The organism is Nitrosarchaeum koreense MY1, assembly GCF_000220175.1.
Taxonomy (GTDB): domain Archaea; phylum Thermoproteota; class Nitrososphaeria; order Nitrososphaerales; family Nitrosopumilaceae; genus Nitrosarchaeum; species Nitrosarchaeum koreense.
In genome coordinates, this window is record NZ_AFPU01000001.1 from 137323 (window position 1) to 161527 (window position 24205).

Consider the following 24205-nt stretch of genomic DNA (forward strand, 5'->3'; position numbering starts at 1 on the left):
ACTTTGTTTGTGATGGAATTTTCAAATGACTGATTATTCTATGAATGAGAAAATGATCCTTGTCCAATATGCTATTAAAAAATATGAAAATGAAGAAACTGTCATTGAAAAATTAAAGACTATTTTAAGTGAAAAGGACATTCAAAGAAATATTAATACTTTAATTGGAACTCAGAGAGTAAGAAGGATAGGGCCAGAAATTCTTCAAAACAATGAAAGCCATACTGAAATTCCTGATCTGCCAGATAATCTAAAGCCAATAATTGACCAACTCTAGCGTTTGGAAATTCTTTTTACCATGGTATCAAGAAGCCATATGAGGTAAAATTGTTAGAAGAAATATTTGGTCAAATTGGCAATTTTACTCCAGCTATTATTGCTGGACTTGGATTGACATTAGGAATACAACATGCCTTAGAAGCAGATCATATCGCTGCTGTTTCTACTCAACTGACAAATTCTAATACGAATCAATCAAAAAAACAACTTTTCAAAAAAAGTCTTACAAAATCATCACTACTTGGAGCAGTCTGGGGAGCAGGACATACTACTACTCTGATATTAGTTGGTTTGATAGTTTATGGTTTTACACTTACGATAAATAAAGAAGTTTTTTCTGGATTTGAATTTTTAGTTGGAGTGATGTTAATTTTATTAGCAATTACAAGAATATCAAATAAAAATATTCTAAAAATTAAACACAGACATCCACATACACATAATGACGGTTCGATTCATTTTGATGAACACAATCATCATGACAATAATCACTCTCATAATCATAAATCGTATTTAATCGGAATGATTCACGGTCTTGCTGGAAGTGGAACGCTCATTGTTATGACCTCCGGCATGATTCTTAGTCTTCCTTCAGCATTGACATTCATCGGAATATTTGGATTAGGTTCTATTATTGGAATGTCTTTAATCGGAGGATTGCTTGGTATTCCATTTGGTTTATCAAATAATACCAAAGCTAAAACAGTAATGAAGTACTTGACATGTTCTCTTAGCTTTGTTTTAGGCTTGTCTATTGTTTATCAAATAGGCATTATGGGGAATTTATTTAGATTTTAAAAGCCACGCAGTCCTTCTGGACGCATAATTTCTGGATGTTGCTTCATCCAATTTATTTTATCTAACATAGCCTGCTTGTCTTGTGGAAATGTGCCCTTAATCGTATATGCATTTGAACCATGATTTGCTCTAAAAATTATTTCTTCCTTAGTTTCTATCTGACTAATTAAATCATACAACTCTTCAAGTGATTCATCATCAGTAATTCGAATAAATGGCTCTCCAAATTTTTCCAAAAATTCTTGTTTGATTCCATTTTCTAAATAGAGAGTTAAGGCTCCTACATAATTAGGAGAACAAGCACTGATTACTTCTGCTGTTCCTCTAATGTGTTCTTTTGAATATGTTTTTCCACCCAATCCTAAAATTATCATGCATGACATTATGTAACCGGCATCTTTTGCTTTGTTAACTGATTTGATAATTGTTTTTGCAATCGCTCCTTTTGTTACTTTTTTCAAAACTATGTCGGAACCACTTTCAATTCCCAAATACAACATATCCAACCCAGCATCATGCATTTTCTTTAATTCCTCAGGAGTTTTCTTTAAAATGTTCATTGGCATTGCATAACATGAAATTCTCTCAAGATTAGGAAATTTTTCGTAAAGATATTTTACAATTTTAACAATGTATTCTGAATCAAGATTTAGAGCATCACCGTCTGCCAAAAATATTTTTCTAGTGTCTGGTAGTTGTTTTGCCATTAGATCAATTTCCATTTTTACTTCATCCCATGGTTTTTCTGAATACTGTTTTGATCTATACATATCACAAAAAGAGCATTCATTAAAGGAACATCCTAGAGTTACTTGAAAAATTAATGATCTTGCCTCAGAGGGAGGTCTGTACAAAGGAGCATCATAGTTTAACATCATTTTACTTCACAAGAGTTGCTTGATTATGTTTTTTATACTTTCTAATATCTATCAGATGAATAAAACCCATAACGCCTTTTAATTGATGAATGCAAGAATTTCATAGATTATGGCAAACGATCCAGAATCAAAAAGATTAATGTGGTTTATTTTTGCAGGCTCAAGAGGTGGATTAACACGTCTACGCATCATATCACTGCTTAAAAAAATACCACTTAATACAAATCAATTATCTAAAGAACTGGGCTTTGATTACAAGGCTATTCAGCATCATATCAAAGTTCTTGAAAAAAATAACATGATTACAAAAGTTGGAGAAAAATACAGTGTTATGTATTTTATATCTACATTTTTAGAAACCAATATGGAGACATTTGAAGAAATTGAAGGAAAACTGGATAAAAGTAAATAAAAGATTAGGAGATGTTTCTCTCTAAATGGAATCCAATTCTCTACTATTATCTATCGTTTCCATCGCTAATATGGTAGTACTTGTAGTCTTAATTTGCATTTTTGGAAAAATATACTCAAAGACAAGAGCTCAGCTTCCTTTAGGTATGATAGTAGTTGCAGGTATGCTATTTCTTCATAATGTTATTGGGGCATTTGCATACTTTTCAATGGATGAGCTTTTTTCATATGAAATATTTCCTTACATGTTAGGAGTTGGTATTGCTGAACTAGCAGGATTGTTGATTTTCTTGAAGATTACTTTAGACTAGTTTAATTGTAGAGTAAAACTAATAATTTTATGTTAAAAAAATATAACAAATATCTTTCACTTAACAAAAATATTCTTATCGCTTTTGCAGCGTCAATTATAATCTCTGCAATCGTTGCTCAAATATTATCTGAACAAGCAGCGTATCTTAATACTAGTTATACCCTGTTAGTTGATTATGTAGTTTATTTTTCTACGTTTGGTAGTTTGTATTATTTAGATAACAGAAAAAAATATTTGCTTGAATCTGGTAAAACTGATAAAGCAAGATTAAAACATGATCTAATTAAAATCATTACATCGCTTGGAATAGGTGAGGTAATCTACACTATAGTAAGATGGTTCTTGCAATATTATTTCTTGACAATAAATTACGATGCATATCTTGCTTCTATAGTATCGCAAGTTATATCTACAATAATTTACATGATAGTAATTAATCTGAGTGTAAAAATGACGAGGTTGTACAAAGATGGGAATTAGTGTTTATGTTGATGGATCAGGTGGTCCTGATGGAGGGTTTGGTTATTTTGTAAAAGAGACAGGCGATTCTTTTTATGAAAAAAAACCTGAAATAACTAATAATCAGGCTGAATACATGGCAATAATTGCAGCACTGAAAAATTTTGCAAATTCTACTGAAGAAATTACTATTTTTAGCGATTCAAAAAATACAATTTCTCAACTAAATCATGAATTTGCAATAAACAATGAAAAATTACGAGAACTTGCACGTGAGGCATGGACTCTGATAGGAAAATTTTCTAAAATCACTCTTTTATGGGTTCCAAGAAAAGAAAATTTAGCAGGAAAGATGTTGGGAAGCTAAAAAATGAGATCAGAAGTTTCTATGAATAACTTTATTACACAAAATCTTTAGTCCAAATTAACGTGGCTGAATCTATTTTTCTCTCACCAAAATCAATAGCTATCATTGGTGCATCTGATAAACGAGGTAGTGTTGGAGCTACAATCACTTCAAATATTATGAATGGATTCAAAGGCATTGTTTACCCTGTTAGTCCTTCAAGACCAACTGTATTTTATAAAACAGCCTACAAGAGTGTAATGGATATTCCTAAACCCGTTGATCTTGCAGTAATTGTCATCAACAATCTTTTGGTTGCAGATGTATTGGAAGAATGTGGTAAGAAAAAAGTTAAAGGTGTTATTATCATCACTGCTGGTTTTAAAGAAGTTGATGAAGAAGGTGCAAAAAGAGAACAAAAACTAAAAGATATTGCTAAAAAATACAAAATCCAAATCATTGGACCAAACTGTCTTGGTGTAATGAATCTTGATCCAAAGACAATGATGAATTCTACTTTCCTTAAGGTAACACCAAAGTCAGGCAAAATTGCACTAGTATCGCAAAGCGGTGCAATATGTGCTGCACTTGTCGAAGATGCCAGTGCACAGGGAATTGGTTTTTCTGCAGTAGTTAGTATGGGAAACAAAGCTGCAATGAGCGAAGTTGACATTCTTAAGATGCTTGCTAACCACAATCAAACCAAAGTTATTGTAATGTATTTAGAAGACATGGGAGATGGTCAGGAATTTCTCAAAGTTTGTAAAAATATTACTAAAAAACTCAAAAAACCTGTTCTTGTTTTAAAATCTGGACGTAGTCCTGAAGGTGCAAAGGCTGCAATGTCTCATACTGGGGCTTTGATGGGCTCAGATGAAATCTATGATGCACTACTAAAACAATCAGGTGCTATTCGTGTTGATACAATGGAAGAACTGTTTGATTATGCAACAGCTTTTTCAAAACAACCGCTTCCTTCTAAAGGAGAACTTGTAATTGTATCAAATGCAGGAGGTCCTGCAATTATCTCAACTGATGCATGCTCTCGGCTAGGAATTAAAATGGCAAATATTGAAAGCATTCGTCCAAAGATTAACGCTGTAATTCCTCCTTGGGGAAGCTCACGTAATCCTGTAGATATTGTAGGTGATGCTGATTTTAATAGATTTAGTAATGTATTGGATCGTGTTTTAGCACATCCTAATGTTGGCTCTGTAATTTCAATGTGTACTCCATCTGGAACTTTGAACTATGATAAACTAGCACAAGTAATTGTTTCAATGTCAAAAAAACATAAAAAGACAATGCTTGCAAGTTTGATGGGACTAGATGAAGGAATTACTAATAGAGAAATTCTAGCTGCTGGTGATGTTCCATATTATACATATGCAGAAGGAGCAATTAGAACACTAGCTGCAATGCTAAAATTTGCAAATTGGATTAAAACACCCGAAGGAAAAATTCCTAAATTCAAAGTTGACAAATTAAAAGCAAAGAAAATTTTTGATAAAGTAAAAAAAGAGAAACGACCTAATCTATTAGAAGAAGAAGGACAAGAAGTTCTCAAAGCATATGGATTACCTTTACCAAAAAGCGCACTTGCAAAAACAGAAGCAGATGCAATAAAGATTGCAAAGCAAATAGGTTATCCTGTAGTGATGAAAATTGCATCACCACAAATTATTCACAAATCAGATGCTGGTGGTGTTAAAGTAAATCTCACAAATGATTTAGAAATTAAAGAAGCGTTTAAGACAATTATTGCAAATGCCAAAAAATATAATAAAAATGCAGAGATAAAAGGAGTTCTTATCGTAGAGATGGTAAAAGGTGGTAAAGAATTGATTATTGGTTCTAAACTAGAACCTGGATTTGGTCCTGTTATCATGCTTGGAATGGGTGGCATCTATGTTGAAGTTTTAAAAGATGTTACATTCAAACTTGCACCAGTAACAGACAAAGAAGCAGACGACATGATAGCATCTATTAAAACTCAAAAACTATTACAGGGTGTCAGAGGAGAAAAACCATCTGATATTGCAAAACTATCTGAATGTATTCAAAGATTATCTCAATTAGTTACTGATTTTAAGGAAATAAAGGAACTTGATATGAATCCAGTTCTTGTAATGGAAAAAGGCAAAGGCTGTAAAATTCTTGATGTTAGAATTGGTCTTTAATTGTAATTTACTCGTAAAATTTGATTTGTTTAGTTTTAGAATATTTATACAACATAGGAGTAAATAAAATTACATGGCCAATGTCTTAAAGACAATTAGAACTGGTAATGATTACATTGAAAGTCTTAGAGGTCGTGATCTCAAAGTTTACCTGTTTGGGGAATTAGTTAAAGAACCTGTAGATCATCCAATGATTAGACCATCAATTAATGCAGTTGCAGAGACATATGATTTGGCTGTACGTGAAGAGGCACTTGCTTCTGCACATTCATCTCTTACTGGATTAACCGTTAATCGATTTTTACATATTGCAGAAAGTGCACAAGATTTAGTTTTACAAAATAAAATGCAAAGAAAACTAGGACAAAACACTGGAACATGTTTTCAGAGATGCGTCGGAATGGATGCACTAAATTCTTTACATTCAACTACATTTGAAATTGATGAGAAACACAAGACAGACTATCATAAACGATTTTTAGAATTTGTAAAGATGGTTCAAAAAGAAAATCTGGTAATTGGCGGTGCCATGACTGATCCAAAAGGAGATCGAAGTAAGGGACCAGCAGAACAAGATGATCCTGACTTGTTTACCCGAATAGTTGACCGAGATGAAAAAGGAATCTATGTCTCAGGTGCTAAAGCACATCAAACCGGCTGTATCAATTCTCATTGGATAATTCTCATGCCTACAGTAAGATTAACTGAAAATGACAAAGATTGGGCAGTTGTTGGTGCAATTCCTGCTGATGCTAAAGGTGTGACTTACATCTATGGAAGACAATCATGTGACACAAGAAGTATGGAGGAAGGTGATATTGATTCTGGTAATGCAAAGTACGGTGGACAAGAAGCACTGATGATTTTAGATAGAGTATTCATTCCATGGGATAAAGTATTCATGCATGGTGAATATGAATTTGCATCAATGTTGATTGAACGCTTTACTTGTTACCATAGACGTAGTTATGTTTGCAAAACAGGATTAGGTGATGTTCTAATTGGTGCAGCTGCTGCAATAGCTGATTACAACGGAGTTCCAAATGTATCTCATATCAAAGATAAGATTATTGAGATGACTCATCTCAATGAAACAATCTTTGCTGCTGGAATTGCATCATCCCATCAAGGTCACAAAATGAAATCAGGAGTATATCTAAACGAAGATGTATTGGCACAAGTTTGTAAACATAATGTAACACGTTTTCCATATGAAATTAGTAGACTTGCACAAGATATTGCTGGAGGTCTAGTTGTAACCTTACCCTCTGAGAAAGATTTTAGGCATCCTGTTGCAGGTCCATTACTTAAAAAATATCTTAAAGGTCGTAAAGGGGCAGATGTTGAAAATAGAATGAGAATTCTCAGGCTAATTGAAAATATGACATTGGGACGAAATGCTGTTGGTTATCTTACTGAATCAATGCATGGAGCTGGTTCTCCACAAGCACAGAGAATACAAATTCAGAGACAGATGCAAATTGGATATAAGAAGAATCTCGCAAAAAACCTTGCAGGAATTACAAACGACATTGAAGAACCAAACGAGCCATCTGACTATTTTAATCGTATTTTCAAGACTAAAGATTCAATTCTTTAGATATTTTTACAAGATATTTTATTCAAAAACAATCCTGATGTTTTAGGAAAATTATTTTTGATCTTTCTCTGACTCTTGCTTTTCTGCTTTAGTAGAACTATCATTGTCGTGATTTGAATACGCTTTATCTTTTTCTAGTTTATCTAATTCTGGAATATTTGCAGTGGACTCTACATTAGAATCATTTTTCTTAAATGGATCCTGCAAACTAAGTTCTTTCTCATTTTTCTTTTTAGTCATCTGCTTTACAACCATAATTCCTATGACAATTACAATAATTACATAATTAATTGGAGGTTTCAGTAGTTGAGTGACATAACCCACTTGAGGAATTACATATGCTACTTTACCGATATATTCTTCTTTGGTAATTGGAAAGTCCGTTCCTGGAATTGAGGCAGGGTTTGCATCTCCTTTTGTTCTGATGGTTTTTGGTTCATCATCTATAACTGATGCAACTCTATGAACAATTACTCTGTCGTGTCCTGAGGGACGATTAAATACAATGATATCTCCAACTTTAATGTCGTCAAACGGTACATGTCCTTGAACAATCAATACATCATAAACTTCTAAAACTGGTATCATGCTTCCACTTGCAACTACATAAAATGGATTTTGTGTTCCAAACACAACTTGTAGACCAATCCAGATCACAAGTACTCCTATAGCTACAATTAAAATATCTTTGAGTATTCCTTTTGACATTAATTTTTTGTTCAACATTTACATTTCCTATTAATTAACTGATTAGACTTATCGACACTTATTGTAGCTTACTGCCACATTCTTCACAGAATTTGGAACCCTCTTTATTTGAAAATCCACATTTTGTACATTTTCCTGGTTGCGAAGCTTGAGGTGCTACAGTTGGATTTCCTAAAAGAATCACTTCTCCTACTTTTCTTATGTTGTTCCATGGGATACTTCCTTCGGTTCCATCATTTTTAATAATTAACAATACTACTGATTGATTAGAATCAATTCCAACTTGTTTTGCATTACCAATTTTTTTAGCATTTTCATCATATACTGCTAATCCTTCAATTGAGCTAACTGTAGTAGATGAACTTGGTTGAGTAGATGATTTTACACTAGTTTCTGTTTTTATTTGAGTTTGTGTTGGTTCTAGAATTTTTGGTGCGACAGTTTGACTAGAAGGCTCTAATGGCTTTGCACTTCCCACATCTACTGTTTCATTTTGTTTTTTAAATTCTCTATATTCAGCTATTACTGCTTTACAAGAATTGCAAATGTATTGACCTTTTTCTGCAAGAATTAAATTTTCTGCAACCTCTTCGTTTGGATTTTCAAATTCAATTTTTGGAGGACCTTCAAATTCTTTTTCACATGTATTGCAAAAATGTTTAGTGATTCTTTGACTATCTAATCTTCCAATAGGTGCTAAAAATAAATCTGGACCTCCCAGGTTGCCTTTCATTTGCTGCTGGTCATTTACAGTTGCCATTACATAACCGCCAGATCCTCGTAATTTTTTAAGTCTAAGTTCGGTGCTCATATTTCCGTTTTATTGAAACGACATTTAAGTATATATCATTAAATCATTTTTTATTTTCTATCCAACAAAAAATACGGTGTAAACTCTTGTGAACATTTTTAGGGATGTTCAATAAATTATAATCATTATGGGAATAACAGAAGTTTCAGATGCAAAGTCTTGGGAAATCAATGTGATTAACTCTGATATACCAGTGTTTGTTGACTTTTGGGCTCAATGGTGTGGTCCATGTAGAATGGTAAGCCCTGTAGTTGAAGAATTGGCAAATGATTATCAAGGTAAAGTAAAATTTGTCAAAGTCAACGTTGATGAGGCTAACGAATTAGCATCCAAATACAATGTCTTTAGCATTCCAACCTTAATTCTCCTTAACAAAGGTGAAATCGTTAGTCAGCAAGTTGGTGCTGCATCAAAAGAATCATACAAAAATATGATTGATAGAGCATTACAAGCATAAATCATTACACATCTTTCTATTTTTTGATCCTAAAGTAATTAATATTCCAAAAATAAAGCATCGGTATGTCATTTGGTGAAGTAGATACTCTTAACATGCTTTTTGATAAACTACAAAGCTTGTTTGATGAATCTCAAGGTTACTATGAATCATTTCTTGACACAAATAACATGTACAAAAAAGGTCTACTAAGTGACAAAGAATTCTTTCAAAAACTAGGTGACTATGTTGTAGCTTATTCTGCACTAGAATTTTTAGCAATTAAAGTAATTTTTGAGCTGAAAAAATCTCGTGGTGCAGGTACTGGTAATACTCAATCACCTGGATTGATGCCGGGAATGGGACAACCTGGAATGATGAGTGGAATTGGTATGCCAAGATCAGGTTCTGCCCAAAATCCTGTTGGTGGTCCTCCTGGAATTGTATCTGCAAAAGAAGCCTTTGGTGATGTTGGAACTTTACCATCTCCAGATCCATCATTAATGCCAAGAAGAACTGTTGAATCTAGTGGAAATGGATGCAAATCATGTGGTGCATCATTAAGACCAAACGCAAAATTTTGCACAAAATGTGGAACTAAAGCATAAAATTCTTTTTAAAAATTAATCTTGTGTTGTACCGCATTCAGGACAGAATTTTGCTGTATCTGATAGAGTTGTGCCACATTCAGAGCAGAATTTTCCATCAGTACTAGTTTTTGAAAATGCATTTCCATAAACATTTGAGCTTTTGACAGCACCAGATGGTTCGTATTTGTCATCATCAATTAAAATTGGTGCAAAGTCTTGTTCTACCATAAATGTTAGCATTCGTGGAAGTGAATTTTCTTTATTTTCAGGATCTGGAACTGTATCTCCTAACCAAAATGCAAATCTCATAAGAGTTAGTTCTGGAGTAGAAAATGCAAGAGTGTGTTTTGACATGTATTCTTGTGCTGCTTTTTTTCCATCAAAAACCTTCATGGAAGATTGTAATCATTGTTTATGTATAATAGTTTCTGGAAACTATTTTTAATGGACCGGGGGGGAATTGAACCCCCGACATCCTCGTTGCGAACGAGGCATTATACCACTAAACCACCGGCCCGTGCATTACCTCTAAGAGATGTGTTTTTATTCATTTTCTAAAGAAAGTACTCAAATATGCATAAAAATTAATTTTAATTATTTTTTTATATGTAAACCATATATCTCAAATTATATTTGTATAGTAGTGGGAAAATCCATCAAAGAAAGAATCAAAGAGTCTGTCTCAGACGTTGAAAAAGACATAGTGGATATTAGCAAAGAACAACGTAGAGGAATAAAAAAAGAGTACAAGGACATTGAAAAGATAAGGCACCATAAAGAATTTATTTATTACAAAACAGATGCTCTTGCCATAGTTAGTCGCAAACTAGGAGGATTTGATGAATTTCTTAAAATTGTTGATGAGTTGACTCGAGAAGGATATCGGATGATGAACTCTGAAGATGTAAAAAATATCTTGGCAAATTTCGGAATAAGTGTACCTGGACAAAACAGGGGAATTTTATATTATTTTCAAAACAAAAAATACATCAACTAATATTTCATTTGTTTATCTCTAAGGAACTACCAAGTGAACACCAACACAGCTAAAGTTGGTTCTGTCTCGAATTTCAGAATCTTGAGATTTAGAAAATTGATATATGAAAACTGTATCTTGTAGGTATGTGCCATAACTTGTAATCTCACATTTGTCAAATTTCCAAGTTTGAATTATGGCACCTTTTCCGTCTAACACATCAATGTCAACGTTAAATTTGTTAAGAAGGTTTCCTCTGTCCATCCAATCACTTACAAATTTGTAGAATTGTTTTTTGTCAGCATTTGGTAAAGATTCTAAAAAGAATTTTGGGTTAATATCTCTAAATTCATACATTCTACCACGAGGATCGTCTGCTGCACCTGATTTGGAGCTAGTCATTTCAAATTTTTCAAAATATGTTGTTGAAATTGGAGCTACAATGTTGGAAATAGTCACTTTAAAACTCTGAGCACGTTCTTCATCTATTACTGATGTTTGAGCTGCAGTTACTTCAGTAATTGGAATTTGGATAATTCCATTTGTAATAAGATATTGTAGTGATTTGATATAATCTGATTCACTAATTGTTCCTTCAGACCACCATTTTGCATTATTTTTAATCCAATCAGGAACATTTGAATTATTTGCAAAAGCAAGAGTGGAAAATCCAAAGACCGGTAAAACTGTAACACCAAATAAGAGTAAAACAAGTAATTTTTTATTCATAATGAATTTATCACTACTTGAAAGTAAGATAAATACTTTGAAGTGAATTTTCATAATCAAATAAAAAATGAGAGGCTATATTTGAGCAATACATATCTGAAAATGATGAATCTTACTATGGTCTAATTTTTACTATTATTATGAACAATTTATCAAATTTTGTCCAAAAATTATCTAAATCTAAGTTTATCTCAACGCATAATAGACTGCAAGACATGAAAATTTTCTGATGACGTATGATACCGTGATCACAAATTCACACATAATTTTACCTCAAGGGATGCTTGACAAAAATATCATAATTGATGAAGAAAAAATCGTTGGTTTCACAAACGATATTCCTGCATGTGATCATAAAATAAATGGAAATGGTCTAATCTCAATACCTGGACCAATAGATACTCATGTTCATTATGGAGTATATTCTCCAATTGATCAGGCTGCAAAAACAGAATCACACGCTGCAGCTATTGGCGGAATTACAACGATGATGAGAATGTTACGACTTGGAAATTCATTTAAAAATTCATTGTCAGATCAACTAGAAGCTGCATCCAAAAATCACTATGTTGACTATACAATCCATGCATCTATTTTTACTCCTCAACAAATTAAAGAAATGTCTTACTGTATTGAAAAAGGAATCACTTCATTTAAAATTTACATGAATCTTGGTGGTGATGTAGGTCATGTGTATATGGACATGGCGCCATATTCAACTCAATTATCAGAAGCGACAGTAAATGTAACTGACGAAATAGTAGAAGAAATTGTAAAAAATGCAACATCACTTGGTTGTCCTGTTTTAGTTCATGCCGAAGATTATGAATCATGTGCGTGTGGAATAAAGACCGCTAAAGAGAAAAATCGTGATGGACTTCCTGCATGGTCTGAAAGCCGTTCACCAGAATTTGAAGCAAAGGCCATAAAAACAATTTCAAAATTTGGAAGAGATTATGACTGTACAATATATTTTGTTCATATTGGTTCTCAAAAAGCATTAGAGCAAATTAAAGAAGAACGAAAACTAGGAACTAAAATTTTTGTTGAAACTTGTCCACATTATCTTACACTGTCTTATGAAAATCAAAAAGGATATCTTGCCAAAGTCATGCCTCCGATTAGAACTGTTCAAGATAATGCTGCTGTATGGGATGCATTATCTCATAATCTAATTGATACTATAGGTACAGATCATGTTGCAAATCAATTAAAACTGAAACTTGGTGGTACTGATGTTTGGGGTGCTCTTGCTGGATTTCCAGGCATAGGTACTGTAATTCCAATTTTATTGAGTGAGGGTGTAAATAAAAATAGAATTTCACTTGAACAATTTGTAAAATTTACTAGTACAAATGCTGCCAAAATATTTGGAATGTATCCAACAAAAGGAACACTGGATAAAGGTGCTGATGCTGATGTTACAATGATAAATTTAAAAAAAGAAAATAAGGTTTCCTCAGAACTATTTGGTGGCTTTTCTGATTATATTGTATATGAGGGAATGTCACTGAAAGGATGGCCAGTTAAAACAATAGTAAGAGGTCAACTTGTGGCTGAAGATTTTCAAGTTGTTGGAAAATTAGGTCATGGAAAGTTTGTTAAACGTTCTATCTCCTAAATATCAATTATCAAATAAAATATTTAATTGGATCTTAAGACCAGCAACGATTAGTTGTTTGGTGAGAGACCCAACTATTCATGTCTTCTCAAAATAGTATTTAGATCCTACTGATAATTTCTACGTGAGTCTTTTAAGGAAAATTTCTAAATTTACTATGGTTATCATACGCTAATGGAGTTATTCGCCTGCTGTGACCAAACCATCGTCCAAGACTTGGGCACTTTGGCCCAAGTCTGTTCATTAGATTATAGATCATTGATCTGAACAAATTGTTCATAGATCTTTTAAACTAATTTTCATTATACTATGATATGTTAGAAAATACCACTGAACAAAAACATGCTTGGGAAGAAGTCCGAGGCTTATCATGGCTAATTTCTGATGATGAATAATTCAAAACAGTATCTATACTCTCAAATCCTCAAAATGTAATGATTTAACCCTGAATTGTTTTTCCGTAAAATAATCTCTAAATTATGTCAAATTTACCGCCTGTTTTAGCTCTGTAAATGACATCGGGTTTTCTGATAAATATCCCAGATTCTATTACTCCTGCTACTTGTTTTATTTTTTGAGATAGGATTTTTGGATTTTTTATTACTCCAAAATCACAATCAAGAATAATATTTCCATTCTCTGTAAAGAATGGATATCCTCTATCAATTAAACGAAGTTCTGCTTTTCCTCCTAATTTTTTGATTTCATAAGTAACTAAATTCCTTGCTTGAGGATGAACTTCAACTGGAACTGATCTTGTAAAGTTTTTAACAAATTTTGATTTATCTGCCATGACTACTACTTTTTTTGCTAGATTAAACAAAATATTTTCTCGTAATAAAGCTCCACCACCACCTTTGATGACAAATTTTTGCGAATCAATTTGATCAGCACCATCAAAAACAATATCAATGTGATCAACTTGTTCAGCTTCAACTAATGGAATTCCTCCTTTTTCAGCAATCAATTTAATTTGTAATGAAGTTGGAACTCCTCTGATGTTGTAATTTTTTATTTTTATAAACGATGAAAGAGATTTAACAAATGCAGTAGCTGCTCTACCGCTACCTAATCCAATTACAAAATCATCTTTTACAAATTTTAATGCATCAGTTGATAATGCCTCAATGGCACCATCATAGGACAATTATTCTACCTCAGCTTGTTCAATCTTGGAGAGTACTTTCATTATTTCGCCTTTGATCTTATCTAAATCGTCTGAATTGTCTTCATCAAAGTCATCATCTAATACTATAGTTGGATTTGATTTCTTTGGTTCTGGAAGAGCCTTGTGCTCAGTTATTTTTACAACTTCTTTATTTATGTCTGGCTTTGTTTCTAATTTGATCTCTGGTTTTGTATTAATTTCTTGTATGATCTCAATTTTATCTTCAATTTTTGGTTGAACTACTTTGATCTCTTCTTTTGGTTTGATGATTTCTTGAATGATCTCTTCTTTTGGTTGAACTACTTTTTCAAATAATGGGAACTTTGGTTCCTTATTTGAAAATCTAGTTAATGTAGTTAATTCAAATGATTGTCTAGAATTTGGTTGTGGTATTATGATAGGATCTATTTTTGTTTCTTTTGGTTTTTCAAAATTAAATATTTTCTTATTTTGTTTTGCTTCTGGTTTTGTTTCCATACTCTCTTCTTTTATTTCTGAAGTATGTGGATTTGCAGCTATGATCTTTGATGATAATTCATACAATCTATCATCTAATCTTGATAGCTTTTGATCCATTAATGTAATTAATCCGTCACCGATAGGTCCCAGATCTGGATGATGGCTTGCATCTTCAAGCTTTTCTAATTTTGCAAGTACGATTCCTAATTGATGTTGATATTTTAGCAATAGCTTGTCTTTTTGAATTTTTGGAAAATTATAATCTGTTTGATATAGTCTAGAAATTGTTTTTGTTAGAATGTCTTTCTCAATTTTTAAAGAATTAATTTGAGTTCTAATGTGTGAACTAGCACCTAAACTAAGTAACTGTGTTTTGTTTCTTGGCATTTTTCTTGCAGCAGCTGCTGTAGCAACACCAGCTATAGAACTAAGAATTATTGCAATCTCTTGCATCTACGTATACCATTTAATCCAGGAATACTTTCTGCGTTTAGCCTCTGGGAATCCACAACTTGCACATTGGTGGTGTCTCTTATGAAACGCATTATTACCACATCTTCTACATCTAATGTGTACTTTTTTCTTTGTAAAACCACCCATAGAAGTTGTACCGCGTGTCATCTCAATTCACCTAATTTGCTGCTGGTGGAGGAGATATCATTACAACATTGTCTCCTCTTACAACAATGGTGCCTAGGCTTTTTGAATTGCCCTCAGTAGGAATTTCCTCTGATGAGTCAAGTAGCAGGTTCATGTGCTGATCAAAACCAAGTAAATTACCTCTAATGGTTTTGCCGCCTTTGAGCTTTATCAATACTATTTGATTGATACTCTCATCCAATACTTTTACTGCCATATCAACGGACATTATATCACTTATTGGCTTTGATATTGAGGGATTATATTAAAATTTCATTGGTGTAACTTTGAACTATGCTCAGTAAGGCAAGTTTGACACTTTTTTCCAAGATTTTTCATGATTTCATCTAAAATCACCAATCCATCCCTCTTTGTTGCATTTCTTGGATCTCCCCAAATTCCGTTTTTTGTAACTTTTGGAAATGATTTTGATGCTAATTGTCCTAGCTTTTTGATTTGATGTTGTTTCATTCCGTCTGTTACAAGTCCCTTTTTGGCCAATTTCATTTTGGTATTTTTTGAAATTGCAAGCATCAGTGAGGTCTCCACAAATCCAGCATGATCAAATTCTCTTTGCATAAAATGCCAATATGAAAGTGAAAAAATTCGGAGTTTGTTTTTTGATAATTTTCTGAATTTTTTATCGATGTTTTTTAATGGTTTTTGATTTCCATGATGTCCATTAATGATAAAAACTGTTTTGATGTTATTTGCAAGAAGTGATTTACACAAATCACTCATGATAGTACTAAGTGTTGTTTCTCTGATACTAATGTTAAAAAACGGTGAATGTTCAAACGACACTCCATATGTTAATGTAGGTAAAAGAAAACAATTCATCTTTTCTGATAATCTTTTTGCTATTTCTGTAACAATATCCGAATCAGTAGAAATTGGTAGATGTGGACCATGTTGTTCTATTGAGCCTACGGGAATAACTGCAATCTGTTTTTTCTTTTTAATGATTTTCCTTAGTTCTGGATCAAACTGGGATTTAATTTCTACCATTTATTTCACTTTGACTTGACATGAACCTTTCTCCAACGAACTTCAAGTTTGTTTTCTAGGTGCATCTTTGTGGCTTTAAGCAAAGTGTCTGCTTCCAATTTTTGACCTTTGGATTTAATTTCCTCTAAAGAATTATCTGGATCAACTTTAAAAGAATCTTGGAAAATTATTGGTCCCTGATCCAAGTTTTCCGTTACGTAGTGGGCAGTTACACCAACTATTTTTGTTCCTCTCTCAAATGCTTGCGCGTATGCAAGTGCACCTGGAAATGCAGGTAAGAGTGATGGGTGAATGTTGATTATTCTGTTTGGATACCTCCACACAAAATTTGGACTAAGTATTTTCATATATCTTGCAAGGACAATTAGATCAATCTCATATTTTTTACAAATTTCTAATATTTTTTCTTCAGCTTTTTCTTGATTTGATTCTGAGATTGTAATAAATGGAATTTTTGCTTTTTTTGCTATTGGTTCTAATGTTTTTTCAGTACCTATTATTGCTGAAATGCATCCTTTCAATGATTTCTTTTTGGCAGCATCAAGTATTGTTTCTAGACATCGTGGTTCTTTTGTAACTAGTATTGCAATATTTTTTTCAGAATTTGTTTCATGATGTGTACTTACATCCATTTTCTCTTTTTTTGATAATAATTGAATCCCAGAATCAAATTTTTTCACATTTACTATCTTTGTAAATGATGCTTCAAGATACATTCCAAAAAGACCTTTGACAACATTTTGATTTACTTTTTCAATGTTTCCACCGTTTTCAAATACAAAATTAGTAAATGCTGCAACTATCCCCTCTCTATCTTTTCCAACTACTGTAATGCCAATCACTGTCTTTTTCATAACTTTTTTTGATCACTATTTTCTCATTATTAATCATTCACAGAAATAGACAACCAATGCGGGAGGTGGGATTTGAACCCACGAACTCCTAAGAGATAGGGTCCTAAGCCCTACGCCTTTGACCAGGCTGGGCGACTCCCGCATCGGACTTGCCATTAAACACAAATTTATCTATTATTGAAGTGAACTATGGCAAAATTTTTTGGAACAAATGGCATTCGCGGTGTTTTTTCTGAAGATTTTAGCTTAGAATTTGTACATGATATGACATTGGCAATTGCAACTTATTTCAAATCAGGACCAATATTGGTTGGATACGATGGAAGAGAATCAAGTCAAATAATTGCAAAGGTTGTGTGTTCTGCAATAAATTATACCGGACTTGATTGCAATAATGCAGGACTTGTACCAACTCCTTGTCTTGAATATGCTGTAAAGAAACTTGGATATTCTGGTGGAATTATGATTACAGCATCTCATAACCCTCCACAATATAATGGAATTAAACCCTCTGCAAAAGATGGCGTAGAAATATCACGAGAAGATGAATTAGTAATAGAAGATATTTTTCTGAATAAAAATTGGATAAAAAATCCGACTACATTTGGAACTACAGGTAAAGAAAACAGAGCAATTGATGTTTATGTTAATGGAATAATTTCACATATAGATTCCCAGAAGATAAAATCAAAACATCTGAAAATTGTTTTGGATTTAGGAAACGGGGCACAGGCAGTTACTGCACCTATATTTTGTAAATCAGTAGGATGTGAAATATTTTTAATTAATGATAAAATTGACGGACAATTTCCTGGGCGTGGTTCTGAACCAACTCCTCAAAATCTTTCTGAACTTTCCAAATCAGTTAAAGACAATAATGCAGATTTTGGAATTGCATTTGATGGTGATGGAGATCGAAGTATATTTTGTGATAATAACGGAGAGATCCTTACTGGTGATAAATCCGCTTTAGTACTTACAAAATTTATTTTACAAAAAAATCCTAATTCTCTAGTTGTTACTTGTTTGAATTCTGGTTCAAATATAGAACTTGTTGCAAATGAATTTAATTCAAAAGTAATACGAACTAAAGTTGGAAGTGTAGAAGTATCGCGAAAGATGGTACCTACAAATGCATTAATTGGTTTTGAAGAAAATGGGGGATTCATGTTTGGAAAACATAATCAGGTAAGAGATGGTTGTATGACTTTAGCTTTAATGATGGATCTTTTAGCAAAATCTGAAAAAACACTATCTGAATTAATTTCTGAACTTCCACCCTCTTTTACAACAAAAGATAAAGTTCCATGTCCTCAAGATAATTCTAAAAAACTAATAAAATCACTAAAAGAAGAATTTCCTAATTCTGATATAACTGACGGAATAAAAATTACAATAGATTCTAAAAACTGGGTTATGATAAGACCCAGTGGTACGGAACCCATAATTAGAATATACGGAGAAGCTGAAAGTCAGCAAAAACTAGACACTTTGATGTCAAAATACATTCAAAAAGTCAAGTCTGTCATTTCCGATAACACTTTTAAAACCAATCCATAGCATGATGGGAATGGAGAATGATCCCTAAAGGGTGACATAGTATGGGTAAAGCTTATTATGTAAAATTTGAGACGCCAGAGGAACTGGTAAATCCAATCTTGGAAGCTGTTAGAGTTGCATCTACCAGTGGTAAAGTAAAGAAAGGAACCAATGAGGCAACAAAAGCCATTGAACGAGGTACAAGCAAACTTATCGTTATCGCTGAAGATGTTGAACCACCAGAAGTAGTAGCACATCTTCCTATCTTATGTGAAGAGCAAGGCGCAGCATATGCATTTGTTCCAAGCAAACAAGAATTAGGAAAGTCTTTGGGCATTGACATTACTTCTGCCGCTGCAGCAATTTTAGATGCTGGTGATGCACAACACATAGTTGACCAAGTTGTCTCAGCAATTGCTAAAATTAAAGGTGGAAAGTCTAGCAAATGAGTACTACAACTGACGACGTAACTCAATCTGAAATTATTCAAATTGTTGGTCGAACTGGTATTGCAGGTGAAGTCATTCAAGTTAGAGTAAAAGTTCTTTCTGGTAAGGATAAAGGTAGAATTCTTACAAGAAATGTTAAAGGTTCTGTTAGAATAGGAGAGATTCTTATGTTAAGAGAAACCGAGAGAGAAGCAAAGAAAATTCATTAGGTGAAATAGATGAGTCTTTTAGTTAAACCCTGCAGTTTTTGTGCTAGACCTGTTGCAAAAGGTTCAGGTACAATGCTTGCAAAAAATGATGGAACTGTTTTATGGTTCTGTTCAGCAAAATGCAAGAAAAATGCTCTAGAACTAAAACGTGATCCAAGAAAATTAAAGTGGACCAAAAAATACGTCAAAGGCGGAATTCAACACAAGAAATAAAATTGACTGAACAAACTCTTTTCATTGTAAAACCAGATGCAGTAGCTAGAAAACTTACTGGTGAAGTTATTGCAAGATTTGAAAGAAAGGGATTCAAACTTTTAAAATTAAAGATGTTTACATTCACACAAAAACAAGCTGAAAATTTTTATGGCGTACATAAAGATAAACCATTTTTTGGTGAGCTGACCTCTTTTATCACATCTGGACCTGTAGTTGCAGCAATAATCGAAGGAAACAATGCAATTGCAACCACACGAATTATGATTGGCGCAACAAAATCCTTTGAAGCAGCACCTGGTTCTATTCGTGGAGATTTTGGATTAGGATTTAGTGACAATATCATTCATGCATCTGATTCACAAGAAAGTTTTGATCACGAATCGAGGGTAGCATTTGAGTGATCTGATTGCAAATTCGTCAACCCATCGTGGTAGTTTTAGGTCACGTAGACTCTGGTAAAACGTCTCTCTTAGATAGAATTAGAGGCACTGGAGTTCAAGGTAGAGAAGCTGGTGGAATTACTCAACATATAGGAGCAAGTTTTCTTCCTACTGAAACAATTAAAGAAACATGTGGACCATTATACAAAAAATTACAAGAGTCAGAAAATCAGGTTCCTGGAATTCTAGTTATTGACACACCTGGACATGAAGTTTTTACAAATCTTAGAGCACGAGGTGGCTCTGCAGCTGATATTGCTATACTTGTAGTTGATGTTAACAGAGGATTTCAACCTCAAACAAATGAAAGTCTAAAAATCCTACAAAGTAGAAAAGTTCCATTTGTTGTTGCACTAAACAAATGTGATCAAATATCAGGATGGAGAAAATCAGACACTAAATTTATCACACAAGCAATCAAAGAGCAAGATCAATTTATTCAAACAGATCTTGATCAAAAAATATATGATGTTGTGGGAACTCTCTCTGTTTTGGGATATCAATCTGAAGCATTTTATCGAGTTAAAGATTTTAAATCTGAAATTGCGATTGTGCCAATTTCTGCAAGATCTGGAGTTGGAATTCCTGAATTACTTGCAGTATTAGTTGGATTAACTCAACAATACTTGCAAAAAAGATTAGATCAGAAAGAAAAAGAATCAAGGGGAATTGTACTTGAAGTTAATGAGGAGATAGGACTAGGACATACCGCAAATATAATTTTGATTGATGGAAGTATAAAAAAAACTGATACTATTGTGGTTGCAAAAAGAGATTCTGTTATTATAACAAAACCAAAAGCAATTCTTTTACCAAAACCGCTTGATGAAATGAGAGATCCTAGAGATAAATTCAAACCAGTACAAAGTGTAGATGCTGCTGCAGGACTCAAAATTGCATCCCCTGATCTTGAAGGGGTTTTACCAGGCAGTACACTTTATATTGCATCAAATGAAGATGATGTAAAAAAATATACCAAACTAATTGAATCTGAAATGAAATCAGTGTTTATTGATACTGAGACTAATGGCGTTGTTTTAAAATGTGATACTATAGGTTCTCTTGAGGCAATAGTTGAGATGCTACGACGTTCTCAAGTACCTATATCAAAAGCTGACATTGGACCTGTTAATCGTCGTGACATAATGGAAACTAGAGCAATTAAAGAAAATGACCGACATTTGGGAGTTGTTTTGGCATTTAATGTGAAAATTCTTCCAGATGCAAAAGAAGAATCTGAAAGTGGTCATATCAAAATTTTTGAAGACAAAATAATCTACAGTTTAATTGATAACTATAATGCATGGGTAAGCGAAGATACTGCAAATGAAGATGATGCAATATTTGCAGAACTAACTCCAATCTCTAAATTCACATTTCTCAAAGGATATGTTTTTAGAAATACTGACCCTGCTGTATTTGGAATCAGAGTTGACGTTGGAACATTAAAACAAAAAATTCCCTTTATGAATAAAGATGGAAGAAAAATTGGTTTAGTACATCAGCTTCAATTAGATAAAAAAACTGTAACTTCTGCAAAAGCAGGACAGGAGGTTGCATGTTCAGTTCAAGGTATAACAATTGGCAGACAAATTTTTGAAGAAGAAGTATTCTACACTTTTCCTCCTTCACATGAAGCAAAAAAAATTCTTGCTAAATTTATGCATAAATTAAGCTCAGAAGAACAAGAAATTTTTAATGAAATTATAGAAATTCAACGTAAAAAAGATGCAGCTTACGCTTACTAGTTTGAATGTTTTTTACAAATCATATGTATTCCGGGAGCACCAACTGCACCCATCATTTTATCCACGATTTGTCCCGATTTGAACATGATAAACATGGGAATTGACTGCACTGAAAATTTCATTGCAATATTTTGATTTTGATCTACATTAACTCGTGCAAATTTTATGTTTGTATATTTTTTTGAAAGACTTTCAAATACTGGATGCATGCTTTTACATGGACCACACCAATCTGCCCAAAAATCAACTAGTGTAGGATTGTCAGAGGAAATTATTTGATTAAAATTTGTACTGTTTAGATCAATTATTCCTGGTTGAATATGAGGCTGATTTTGTTGTTTAAGCATCTCTTCTAGCTTTCTTTGTTTTATTTTCTCAATTTCAGGATCGTCTGACAATAATTCTCAACAGTTTGTTTCTATTAAAAAATCTATATTGAATATTTAATCCACATCTGATTTAATTGGCATTGCTTCGTATCTTTTTGACTGACATACTGGGCATTGATCAATGTATCTTGTCATACTTACAGAAGTGTAAACAACTCCACAATCTCCACAAATTCTAAGATTTCTACTTAGTTTGCCCATGTTAGTAATCGTGTTCATTATGATTAAAAACTTAGTCGTGTTTTTGCCTTTTTAATACCGAAAAACAACATAACTGGTGCTACAAAATACATTCCAATATTCATTAGAATTACTCCAATTCCATATCCTACTATTTCTTGTTCTGTATCAGCTGATGACATTATGGATAGTGATGATAACATTGGCGTAATCCCAATTTTTACCAATTCTTTAAACACTGGGTTTTCTCTTTCCATATCTGCAATTGTAGGTGAGAAGGAATAGTAAAATTGGTTAAATCCAGTCATAAATGAAATTCCGGATGATGTACTCATCACTTTATTATCTCTAATTTCTCTGAGGAATTGTACTTGTGGTGCCATCTCAGAACCATATGCTGCAGTAGCAATTAGACATCCTCCTCCTTGTGAATTATCAACTATTGTACAGATGCCATCAACTAGATCTGTTCCTGGTCCACATTGTCCACTTTCCGGTTCTTTGATTTCAGATTCCTCCAATCCCACAGCATCATAAATTGTCATATCTGGAAAGTTTTCATCAAACCATTTCTTGTAACTTGGTTCATTATTGTATCTGTCAATGTAATATTGTGGATCTAGGTTTGGATCAACAAAAGGAGCTATCTCTTTTGGTTCTTCCAAACCCACGGCTTGATAAATTGAGGAATATTCTGGAAAGTTTTCATCAAACCATTTCTTGTAACTTGGTTCATTATTGTATCTGTCAACATATGACTGTGGATCTCTTGTAGGATCAACAAAAGATGCTAATCCAATTTCTGTTGGTTCAGGTTCTTCCAAACCCACGGCTTGATAAATTGAGGAATATTCTGGAAAGTTTTCATCAAACCATTTCTTGTAACTTGGTTCATTATTGTATCTGTCAACATATGACTGTGGATCTCTTGTAGGATCAACAAAAGATGCTAATCCAATTTCTGTTGGTTCAGGGTCATTTATCTCCGGTTCTGGTTCAGGTTCACTTTTTGGTTCTGGTTTTGGTTGTGATATTGGAGCAGCTGGTTCAGTTACAGTAATTTTCAAAGTTTTTCTATCTTCAACTGCTCCTTTTTTTACTACAATATCAAAAACATATGTTGCAGGGCCCTGAGCTTCAGTAGGAGTCCACAAGAATTTTCCGGTTTTACTATCAATTGATGCACCGGCCGGTGGATTTTTTTCAAGACTAAAAACTACATCTGCAAGTGATTCAGTTAATGTTGCAGTAAAAGTTACTGTCTTTTTCTCTTCAACTATTTGATCTGTGATTGTGTTAAGTTTTAGTACAAAGTCTGGTACAACAAAAATCTTATCTCCATCATATTCTATCTTAATTGTAATTCCGTTTTCTTCTTTTTGATTATCCGTAAATGCTGTTGCATTGAAAAATCCTTTTGATTTGAAGAATTGTGATACATCTCTTGGTAGAGTTGAATACGTTCCATCACTATCTGATGATGGATCAGATAGCATTCCAATGAAATCACCTATTGAATCTCTTATAATTACAAAAACTGAAGCACTTCCCTCATCTTCATTTCCAATAAATAGAAATTTTCCATCCTTTGAGTATGTATTTTCACCCAACGATAATGTAGTAACGTCTGCATAAGCTGGAACAACTATGATAATACTTAATGAAAACACAAAAAATATAGCTAATTCTATGCGCATAATATGAGATGTACATCTTTGCTTTTAAAAAACGCGGATAATTTCTTCTATGGATTTGATAATAAAATTTCACCA

The 24205-nt window shown here is 33.1% G+C and carries 32 protein-coding genes and 2 tRNA genes; 18 read left to right on the forward strand and 16 right to left on the reverse strand.

Going from position 1 to position 24205, the window contains the following annotated elements:
- Positions 1-25: 25 nt before the first annotated feature.
- Both MY1_RS00725 and MY1_RS00730 read left to right on the forward strand, forming a co-directional pair.
- Entirely contained in the window at positions 26-277 is a 252-nt protein-coding gene (locus tag MY1_RS00725) for a hypothetical protein (protein ID WP_007549543.1), read from the forward strand.
- Between the two features lie 50 nt (positions 278-327).
- On the forward strand, positions 328-1077 hold the full coding sequence (locus tag MY1_RS00730) for a hypothetical protein (protein WP_007549544.1): 750 nt from the start codon (positions 328-330) through the stop codon (positions 1075-1077).
- On the opposite strand, the gene MY1_RS00735 is transcribed toward MY1_RS00730, so the two are convergent.
- Complete coding sequence (locus MY1_RS00735) at positions 1074-1955, reverse strand: radical SAM protein (RefSeq protein WP_007549545.1); 882 nt, start codon at positions 1953-1955, stop codon at positions 1074-1076. The genes MY1_RS00730 and MY1_RS00735 overlap by 4 nt on opposite strands.
- A 109-nt stretch (positions 1956-2064) precedes the next feature.
- Between MY1_RS00735 and MY1_RS00740 the strand changes: the two genes are divergently transcribed.
- The 6 genes from MY1_RS00740 to MY1_RS00765 all read left to right on the forward strand — a co-directional run bounded on the left by MY1_RS00740 (position 2065) and on the right by MY1_RS00765 (position 7264).
- Positions 2065-2367, forward strand: a complete 303-nt coding sequence (locus MY1_RS00740; protein WP_007549548.1) for an ArsR/SmtB family transcription factor — start codon at positions 2065-2067, stop codon at positions 2365-2367.
- A gap of 25 nt (positions 2368-2392) precedes the next feature.
- Positions 2393-2677, forward strand: a complete 285-nt coding sequence (locus MY1_RS00745; RefSeq protein ID WP_048109307.1) for a DUF8036 family membrane protein — start codon at positions 2393-2395, stop codon at positions 2675-2677.
- A gap of 29 nt (positions 2678-2706) precedes the next feature.
- Positions 2707-3159 (forward strand): hypothetical protein, encoded by a 453-nt coding sequence (locus MY1_RS00750; RefSeq protein WP_048109310.1) that lies wholly within the window; start codon positions 2707-2709, stop codon positions 3157-3159.
- On the forward strand, positions 3149-3505 hold the full coding sequence (locus MY1_RS00755; protein WP_007549552.1) for a reverse transcriptase-like protein: 357 nt from the start codon (positions 3149-3151) through the stop codon (positions 3503-3505). Before MY1_RS00750 ends, MY1_RS00755 begins: the two co-directional genes overlap by 11 nt.
- A gap of 62 nt (positions 3506-3567) precedes the next feature.
- Positions 3568-5664: a 4-hydroxybutyrate--CoA ligase gene (locus tag MY1_RS00760; RefSeq protein ID WP_007549553.1), complete on the forward strand. Its 2097-nt coding sequence runs from the start codon at positions 3568-3570 to the stop codon at positions 5662-5664.
- 73 nt (positions 5665-5737) lie between these two features.
- A complete protein-coding gene (locus MY1_RS00765; RefSeq protein ID WP_007549554.1) occupies positions 5738-7264 on the forward strand; it encodes a 4-hydroxyphenylacetate 3-hydroxylase family protein in 1527 nt (508 codons plus the stop codon).
- Positions 7265-7315: 51 nt separating this feature from the next.
- On the opposite strand, the gene MY1_RS00770 is transcribed toward MY1_RS00765, so the two are convergent.
- Both MY1_RS00770 and MY1_RS00775 read right to left on the reverse strand, forming a co-directional pair.
- The gene (locus tag MY1_RS00770) at positions 7316-7990 is read right to left on the reverse strand and encodes a signal peptidase I (protein ID WP_007549555.1); all 675 of its coding nucleotides are present in this window, start codon (positions 7988-7990) and stop codon (positions 7316-7318) included.
- A gap of 40 nt (positions 7991-8030) precedes the next feature.
- Positions 8031-8783 carry a zinc-ribbon domain-containing protein gene (locus tag MY1_RS00775; RefSeq protein ID WP_007549556.1) on the reverse strand — a complete coding sequence of 251 codons (753 nt, stop codon included), beginning with the start codon at positions 8781-8783 and terminating at the stop codon, positions 8031-8033.
- A 127-nt stretch (positions 8784-8910) separates the two neighbouring features.
- Here MY1_RS00775 and trxA (MY1_RS00780) point away from each other — a divergent pair, with 127 nt between their 5' ends.
- Both trxA (MY1_RS00780) and MY1_RS00785 read left to right on the forward strand, forming a co-directional pair.
- Positions 8911-9240 (forward strand): thioredoxin, encoded by a 330-nt coding sequence (trxA, locus tag MY1_RS00780; RefSeq protein ID WP_007549557.1) that lies wholly within the window; start codon positions 8911-8913, stop codon positions 9238-9240.
- Positions 9241-9305: 65 nt separating this feature from the next.
- Entirely contained in the window at positions 9306-9827 is a 522-nt protein-coding gene (locus tag MY1_RS00785; RefSeq protein WP_007549558.1) for a zinc ribbon domain-containing protein, read from the forward strand.
- 15 nt (positions 9828-9842) lie between these two features.
- Here the strand turns inward: MY1_RS00785 and MY1_RS00790 are convergent, their stop codons facing one another.
- Together MY1_RS00790 and MY1_RS00795 are read right to left on the reverse strand one after the other, a co-directional pair.
- Entirely contained in the window at positions 9843-10202 is a 360-nt protein-coding gene (locus tag MY1_RS00790; protein WP_007549559.1) for a zinc ribbon domain-containing protein, read from the reverse strand.
- A gap of 52 nt (positions 10203-10254) precedes the next feature.
- A tRNA-Ala gene (locus MY1_RS00795) sits at positions 10255-10326 on the reverse strand.
- A gap of 126 nt (positions 10327-10452) precedes the next feature.
- Between MY1_RS00795 and MY1_RS00800 the strand changes: the two genes are divergently transcribed.
- A complete protein-coding gene (locus MY1_RS00800) occupies positions 10453-10806 on the forward strand; it encodes a hypothetical protein (RefSeq protein WP_007549564.1) in 354 nt (117 codons plus the stop codon).
- An 18-nt stretch (positions 10807-10824) separates the two neighbouring features.
- On the opposite strand, the gene MY1_RS00805 is transcribed toward MY1_RS00800, so the two are convergent.
- The gene (locus tag MY1_RS00805; RefSeq protein ID WP_007549565.1) at positions 10825-11514 is read right to left on the reverse strand and encodes a hypothetical protein; all 690 of its coding nucleotides are present in this window, start codon (positions 11512-11514) and stop codon (positions 10825-10827) included.
- 229 nt (positions 11515-11743) lie between these two features.
- Between MY1_RS00805 and MY1_RS00810 the strand changes: the two genes are divergently transcribed.
- Positions 11744-13135, forward strand: coding sequence for a dihydroorotase (locus MY1_RS00810; RefSeq protein ID WP_007549566.1), 1392 nt, complete (start codon positions 11744-11746; stop codon positions 13133-13135).
- Between the two features lie 472 nt (positions 13136-13607).
- Here MY1_RS00810 and rpiA read toward each other — a convergent pair whose 3' ends face one another.
- The 7 genes from rpiA to MY1_RS00840 form a co-directional block, all read right to left on the reverse strand.
- The gene (gene rpiA, locus MY1_RS00815) at positions 13608-14282 is read right to left on the reverse strand and encodes a ribose-5-phosphate isomerase RpiA (RefSeq protein ID WP_007549567.1); all 675 of its coding nucleotides are present in this window, start codon (positions 14280-14282) and stop codon (positions 13608-13610) included.
- Entirely contained in the window at positions 14283-15215 is a 933-nt protein-coding gene (locus MY1_RS00820; RefSeq protein WP_007549568.1) for a hypothetical protein, read from the reverse strand. It lies immediately after the preceding gene.
- Complete coding sequence (locus MY1_RS09445) at positions 15216-15383, reverse strand: 50S ribosomal protein L37e (protein WP_081470626.1); 168 nt, start codon at positions 15381-15383, stop codon at positions 15216-15218. It lies immediately after the preceding gene.
- Positions 15384-15393: 10 nt separating this feature from the next.
- Complete coding sequence (locus MY1_RS00825) at positions 15394-15630, reverse strand: LSm family protein (protein ID WP_007549569.1); 237 nt, start codon at positions 15628-15630, stop codon at positions 15394-15396.
- Positions 15631-15674: 44 nt separating this feature from the next.
- Positions 15675-16409 carry a creatininase family protein gene (locus tag MY1_RS00830; RefSeq protein ID WP_007549571.1) on the reverse strand — a complete coding sequence of 245 codons (735 nt, stop codon included), beginning with the start codon at positions 16407-16409 and terminating at the stop codon, positions 15675-15677.
- Between the two features lie 5 nt (positions 16410-16414).
- Complete coding sequence (locus tag MY1_RS00835; RefSeq protein WP_007549573.1) at positions 16415-17263, reverse strand: formyltetrahydrofolate deformylase; 849 nt, start codon at positions 17261-17263, stop codon at positions 16415-16417.
- 57 nt (positions 17264-17320) lie between these two features.
- Positions 17321-17405: transfer RNA gene (locus MY1_RS00840), tRNA-Leu, on the reverse strand.
- Between the two features lie 47 nt (positions 17406-17452).
- Between MY1_RS00840 and glmM the strand changes: the two genes are divergently transcribed.
- Genes glmM through infB form a run of 6 tightly spaced genes read left to right on the forward strand, consistent with a single transcriptional unit; the run spans position 17453 to position 21864 of the window.
- Entirely contained in the window at positions 17453-18823 is a 1371-nt protein-coding gene (glmM, locus tag MY1_RS00845; RefSeq protein WP_007549574.1) for a phosphoglucosamine mutase, read from the forward strand.
- Positions 18824-18864: 41 nt separating this feature from the next.
- Entirely contained in the window at positions 18865-19251 is a 387-nt protein-coding gene (gene rpl7ae / locus MY1_RS00850; RefSeq protein WP_007549575.1) for a 50S ribosomal protein L7Ae, read from the forward strand.
- Positions 19248-19460 carry a 30S ribosomal protein S28e gene (locus MY1_RS00855; protein WP_007402360.1) on the forward strand — a complete coding sequence of 71 codons (213 nt, stop codon included), beginning with the start codon at positions 19248-19250 and terminating at the stop codon, positions 19458-19460. Before rpl7ae ends, MY1_RS00855 begins: the two co-directional genes overlap by 4 nt.
- 9 nt (positions 19461-19469) lie before the next feature.
- Positions 19470-19673 (forward strand): 50S ribosomal protein L24e, encoded by a 204-nt coding sequence (locus tag MY1_RS00860; protein WP_007402359.1) that lies wholly within the window; start codon positions 19470-19472, stop codon positions 19671-19673.
- A gap of 2 nt (positions 19674-19675) precedes the next feature.
- Complete coding sequence (gene ndk / locus MY1_RS00865; RefSeq protein WP_007549576.1) at positions 19676-20077, forward strand: nucleoside-diphosphate kinase; 402 nt, start codon at positions 19676-19678, stop codon at positions 20075-20077.
- Between the two features lie 5 nt (positions 20078-20082).
- Complete coding sequence (gene infB / locus MY1_RS00870) at positions 20083-21864, forward strand: translation initiation factor IF-2 (RefSeq protein WP_007549577.1); 1782 nt, start codon at positions 20083-20085, stop codon at positions 21862-21864.
- Here the strand turns inward: infB and trxA (MY1_RS00875) are convergent.
- The 3 genes from trxA (MY1_RS00875) to MY1_RS00880 are packed head-to-tail and all read right to left on the reverse strand — an operon-like array spanning position 21861 to position 24130.
- On the reverse strand, positions 21861-22262 hold the full coding sequence (gene trxA / locus MY1_RS00875; protein WP_007549578.1) for a thioredoxin: 402 nt from the start codon (positions 22260-22262) through the stop codon (positions 21861-21863). The genes infB and trxA (MY1_RS00875) overlap by 4 nt on opposite strands.
- A gap of 45 nt (positions 22263-22307) precedes the next feature.
- Positions 22308-22454, reverse strand: coding sequence for a hypothetical protein (locus tag MY1_RS09760; RefSeq protein ID WP_007549579.1), 147 nt, complete (start codon positions 22452-22454; stop codon positions 22308-22310).
- 23 nt (positions 22455-22477) lie between these two features.
- The gene (locus MY1_RS00880) at positions 22478-24130 is read right to left on the reverse strand and encodes a CFI-box-CTERM domain-containing protein (RefSeq protein WP_048109318.1); all 1653 of its coding nucleotides are present in this window, start codon (positions 24128-24130) and stop codon (positions 22478-22480) included.
- Positions 24131-24205 lie beyond the last annotated feature (75 nt).

Bases quoted from the DNA above. Each gene is read 5' to 3' on its own strand.
- MY1_RS00880 (WP_048109318.1), bottom strand. From the start codon at position 24,130: ATGCGCATAGAATTAGCTATATTTTTTGTGTTTTCATTAAGTATTATC.
- MY1_RS00835 (WP_007549573.1), bottom strand. From the start codon at position 17,263: ATGAAAAAGACAGTGATTGGCATTACAGTAGTTGGAAAAGATAGAGAG.
- MY1_RS00830 (WP_007549571.1), bottom strand. From the start codon at position 16,409: ATGGTAGAAATTAAATCCCAGTTTGATCCAGAACTAAGGAAAATCATT.
- MY1_RS00765 (WP_007549554.1), top strand. From the start codon at position 5,738: ATGGCCAATGTCTTAAAGACAATTAGAACTGGTAATGATTACATTGAA.
- MY1_RS09760 (WP_007549579.1), bottom strand. From the start codon at position 22,454: ATGGGCAAACTAAGTAGAAATCTTAGAATTTGTGGAGATTGTGGAGTT.
- trxA (WP_007549557.1), top strand. From the start codon at position 8,911: ATGGGAATAACAGAAGTTTCAGATGCAAAGTCTTGGGAAATCAATGTG.
- MY1_RS00735 (WP_007549545.1), bottom strand. From the start codon at position 1,955: ATGATGTTAAACTATGATGCTCCTTTGTACAGACCTCCCTCTGAGGCA.
- MY1_RS00805 (WP_007549565.1), bottom strand. From the start codon at position 11,514: ATGAATAAAAAATTACTTGTTTTACTCTTATTTGGTGTTACAGTTTTA.
- MY1_RS00775 (WP_007549556.1), bottom strand. From the start codon at position 8,783: ATGAGCACCGAACTTAGACTTAAAAAATTACGAGGATCTGGCGGTTAT.
- MY1_RS00810 (WP_007549566.1), top strand. From the start codon at position 11,744: ATGACGTATGATACCGTGATCACAAATTCACACATAATTTTACCTCAA.
- MY1_RS00855 (WP_007402360.1), top strand. From the start codon at position 19,248: ATGAGTACTACAACTGACGACGTAACTCAATCTGAAATTATTCAAATT.
- MY1_RS09445 (WP_081470626.1), bottom strand. From the start codon at position 15,383: ATGACACGCGGTACAACTTCTATGGGTGGTTTTACAAAGAAAAAAGTA.
- rpl7ae (WP_007549575.1), top strand. From the start codon at position 18,865: ATGGGTAAAGCTTATTATGTAAAATTTGAGACGCCAGAGGAACTGGTA.
- MY1_RS00825 (WP_007549569.1), bottom strand. From the start codon at position 15,630: ATGTCCGTTGATATGGCAGTAAAAGTATTGGATGAGAGTATCAATCAA.
- MY1_RS00750 (WP_048109310.1), top strand. From the start codon at position 2,707: ATGTTAAAAAAATATAACAAATATCTTTCACTTAACAAAAATATTCTT.
- MY1_RS00820 (WP_007549568.1), bottom strand. From the start codon at position 15,215: ATGCAAGAGATTGCAATAATTCTTAGTTCTATAGCTGGTGTTGCTACA.
- MY1_RS00755 (WP_007549552.1), top strand. From the start codon at position 3,149: ATGGGAATTAGTGTTTATGTTGATGGATCAGGTGGTCCTGATGGAGGG.
- MY1_RS00725 (WP_007549543.1), top strand. From the start codon at position 26: ATGACTGATTATTCTATGAATGAGAAAATGATCCTTGTCCAATATGCT.
- MY1_RS00770 (WP_007549555.1), bottom strand. From the start codon at position 7,990: ATGTTGAACAAAAAATTAATGTCAAAAGGAATACTCAAAGATATTTTA.
- MY1_RS00740 (WP_007549548.1), top strand. From the start codon at position 2,065: ATGGCAAACGATCCAGAATCAAAAAGATTAATGTGGTTTATTTTTGCA.
- glmM (WP_007549574.1), top strand. From the start codon at position 17,453: ATGGCAAAATTTTTTGGAACAAATGGCATTCGCGGTGTTTTTTCTGAA.
- MY1_RS00745 (WP_048109307.1), top strand. From the start codon at position 2,393: ATGGAATCCAATTCTCTACTATTATCTATCGTTTCCATCGCTAATATG.
- MY1_RS00860 (WP_007402359.1), top strand. From the start codon at position 19,470: ATGAGTCTTTTAGTTAAACCCTGCAGTTTTTGTGCTAGACCTGTTGCA.
- MY1_RS00785 (WP_007549558.1), top strand. From the start codon at position 9,306: ATGTCATTTGGTGAAGTAGATACTCTTAACATGCTTTTTGATAAACTA.
- MY1_RS00790 (WP_007549559.1), bottom strand. From the start codon at position 10,202: ATGAAGGTTTTTGATGGAAAAAAAGCAGCACAAGAATACATGTCAAAA.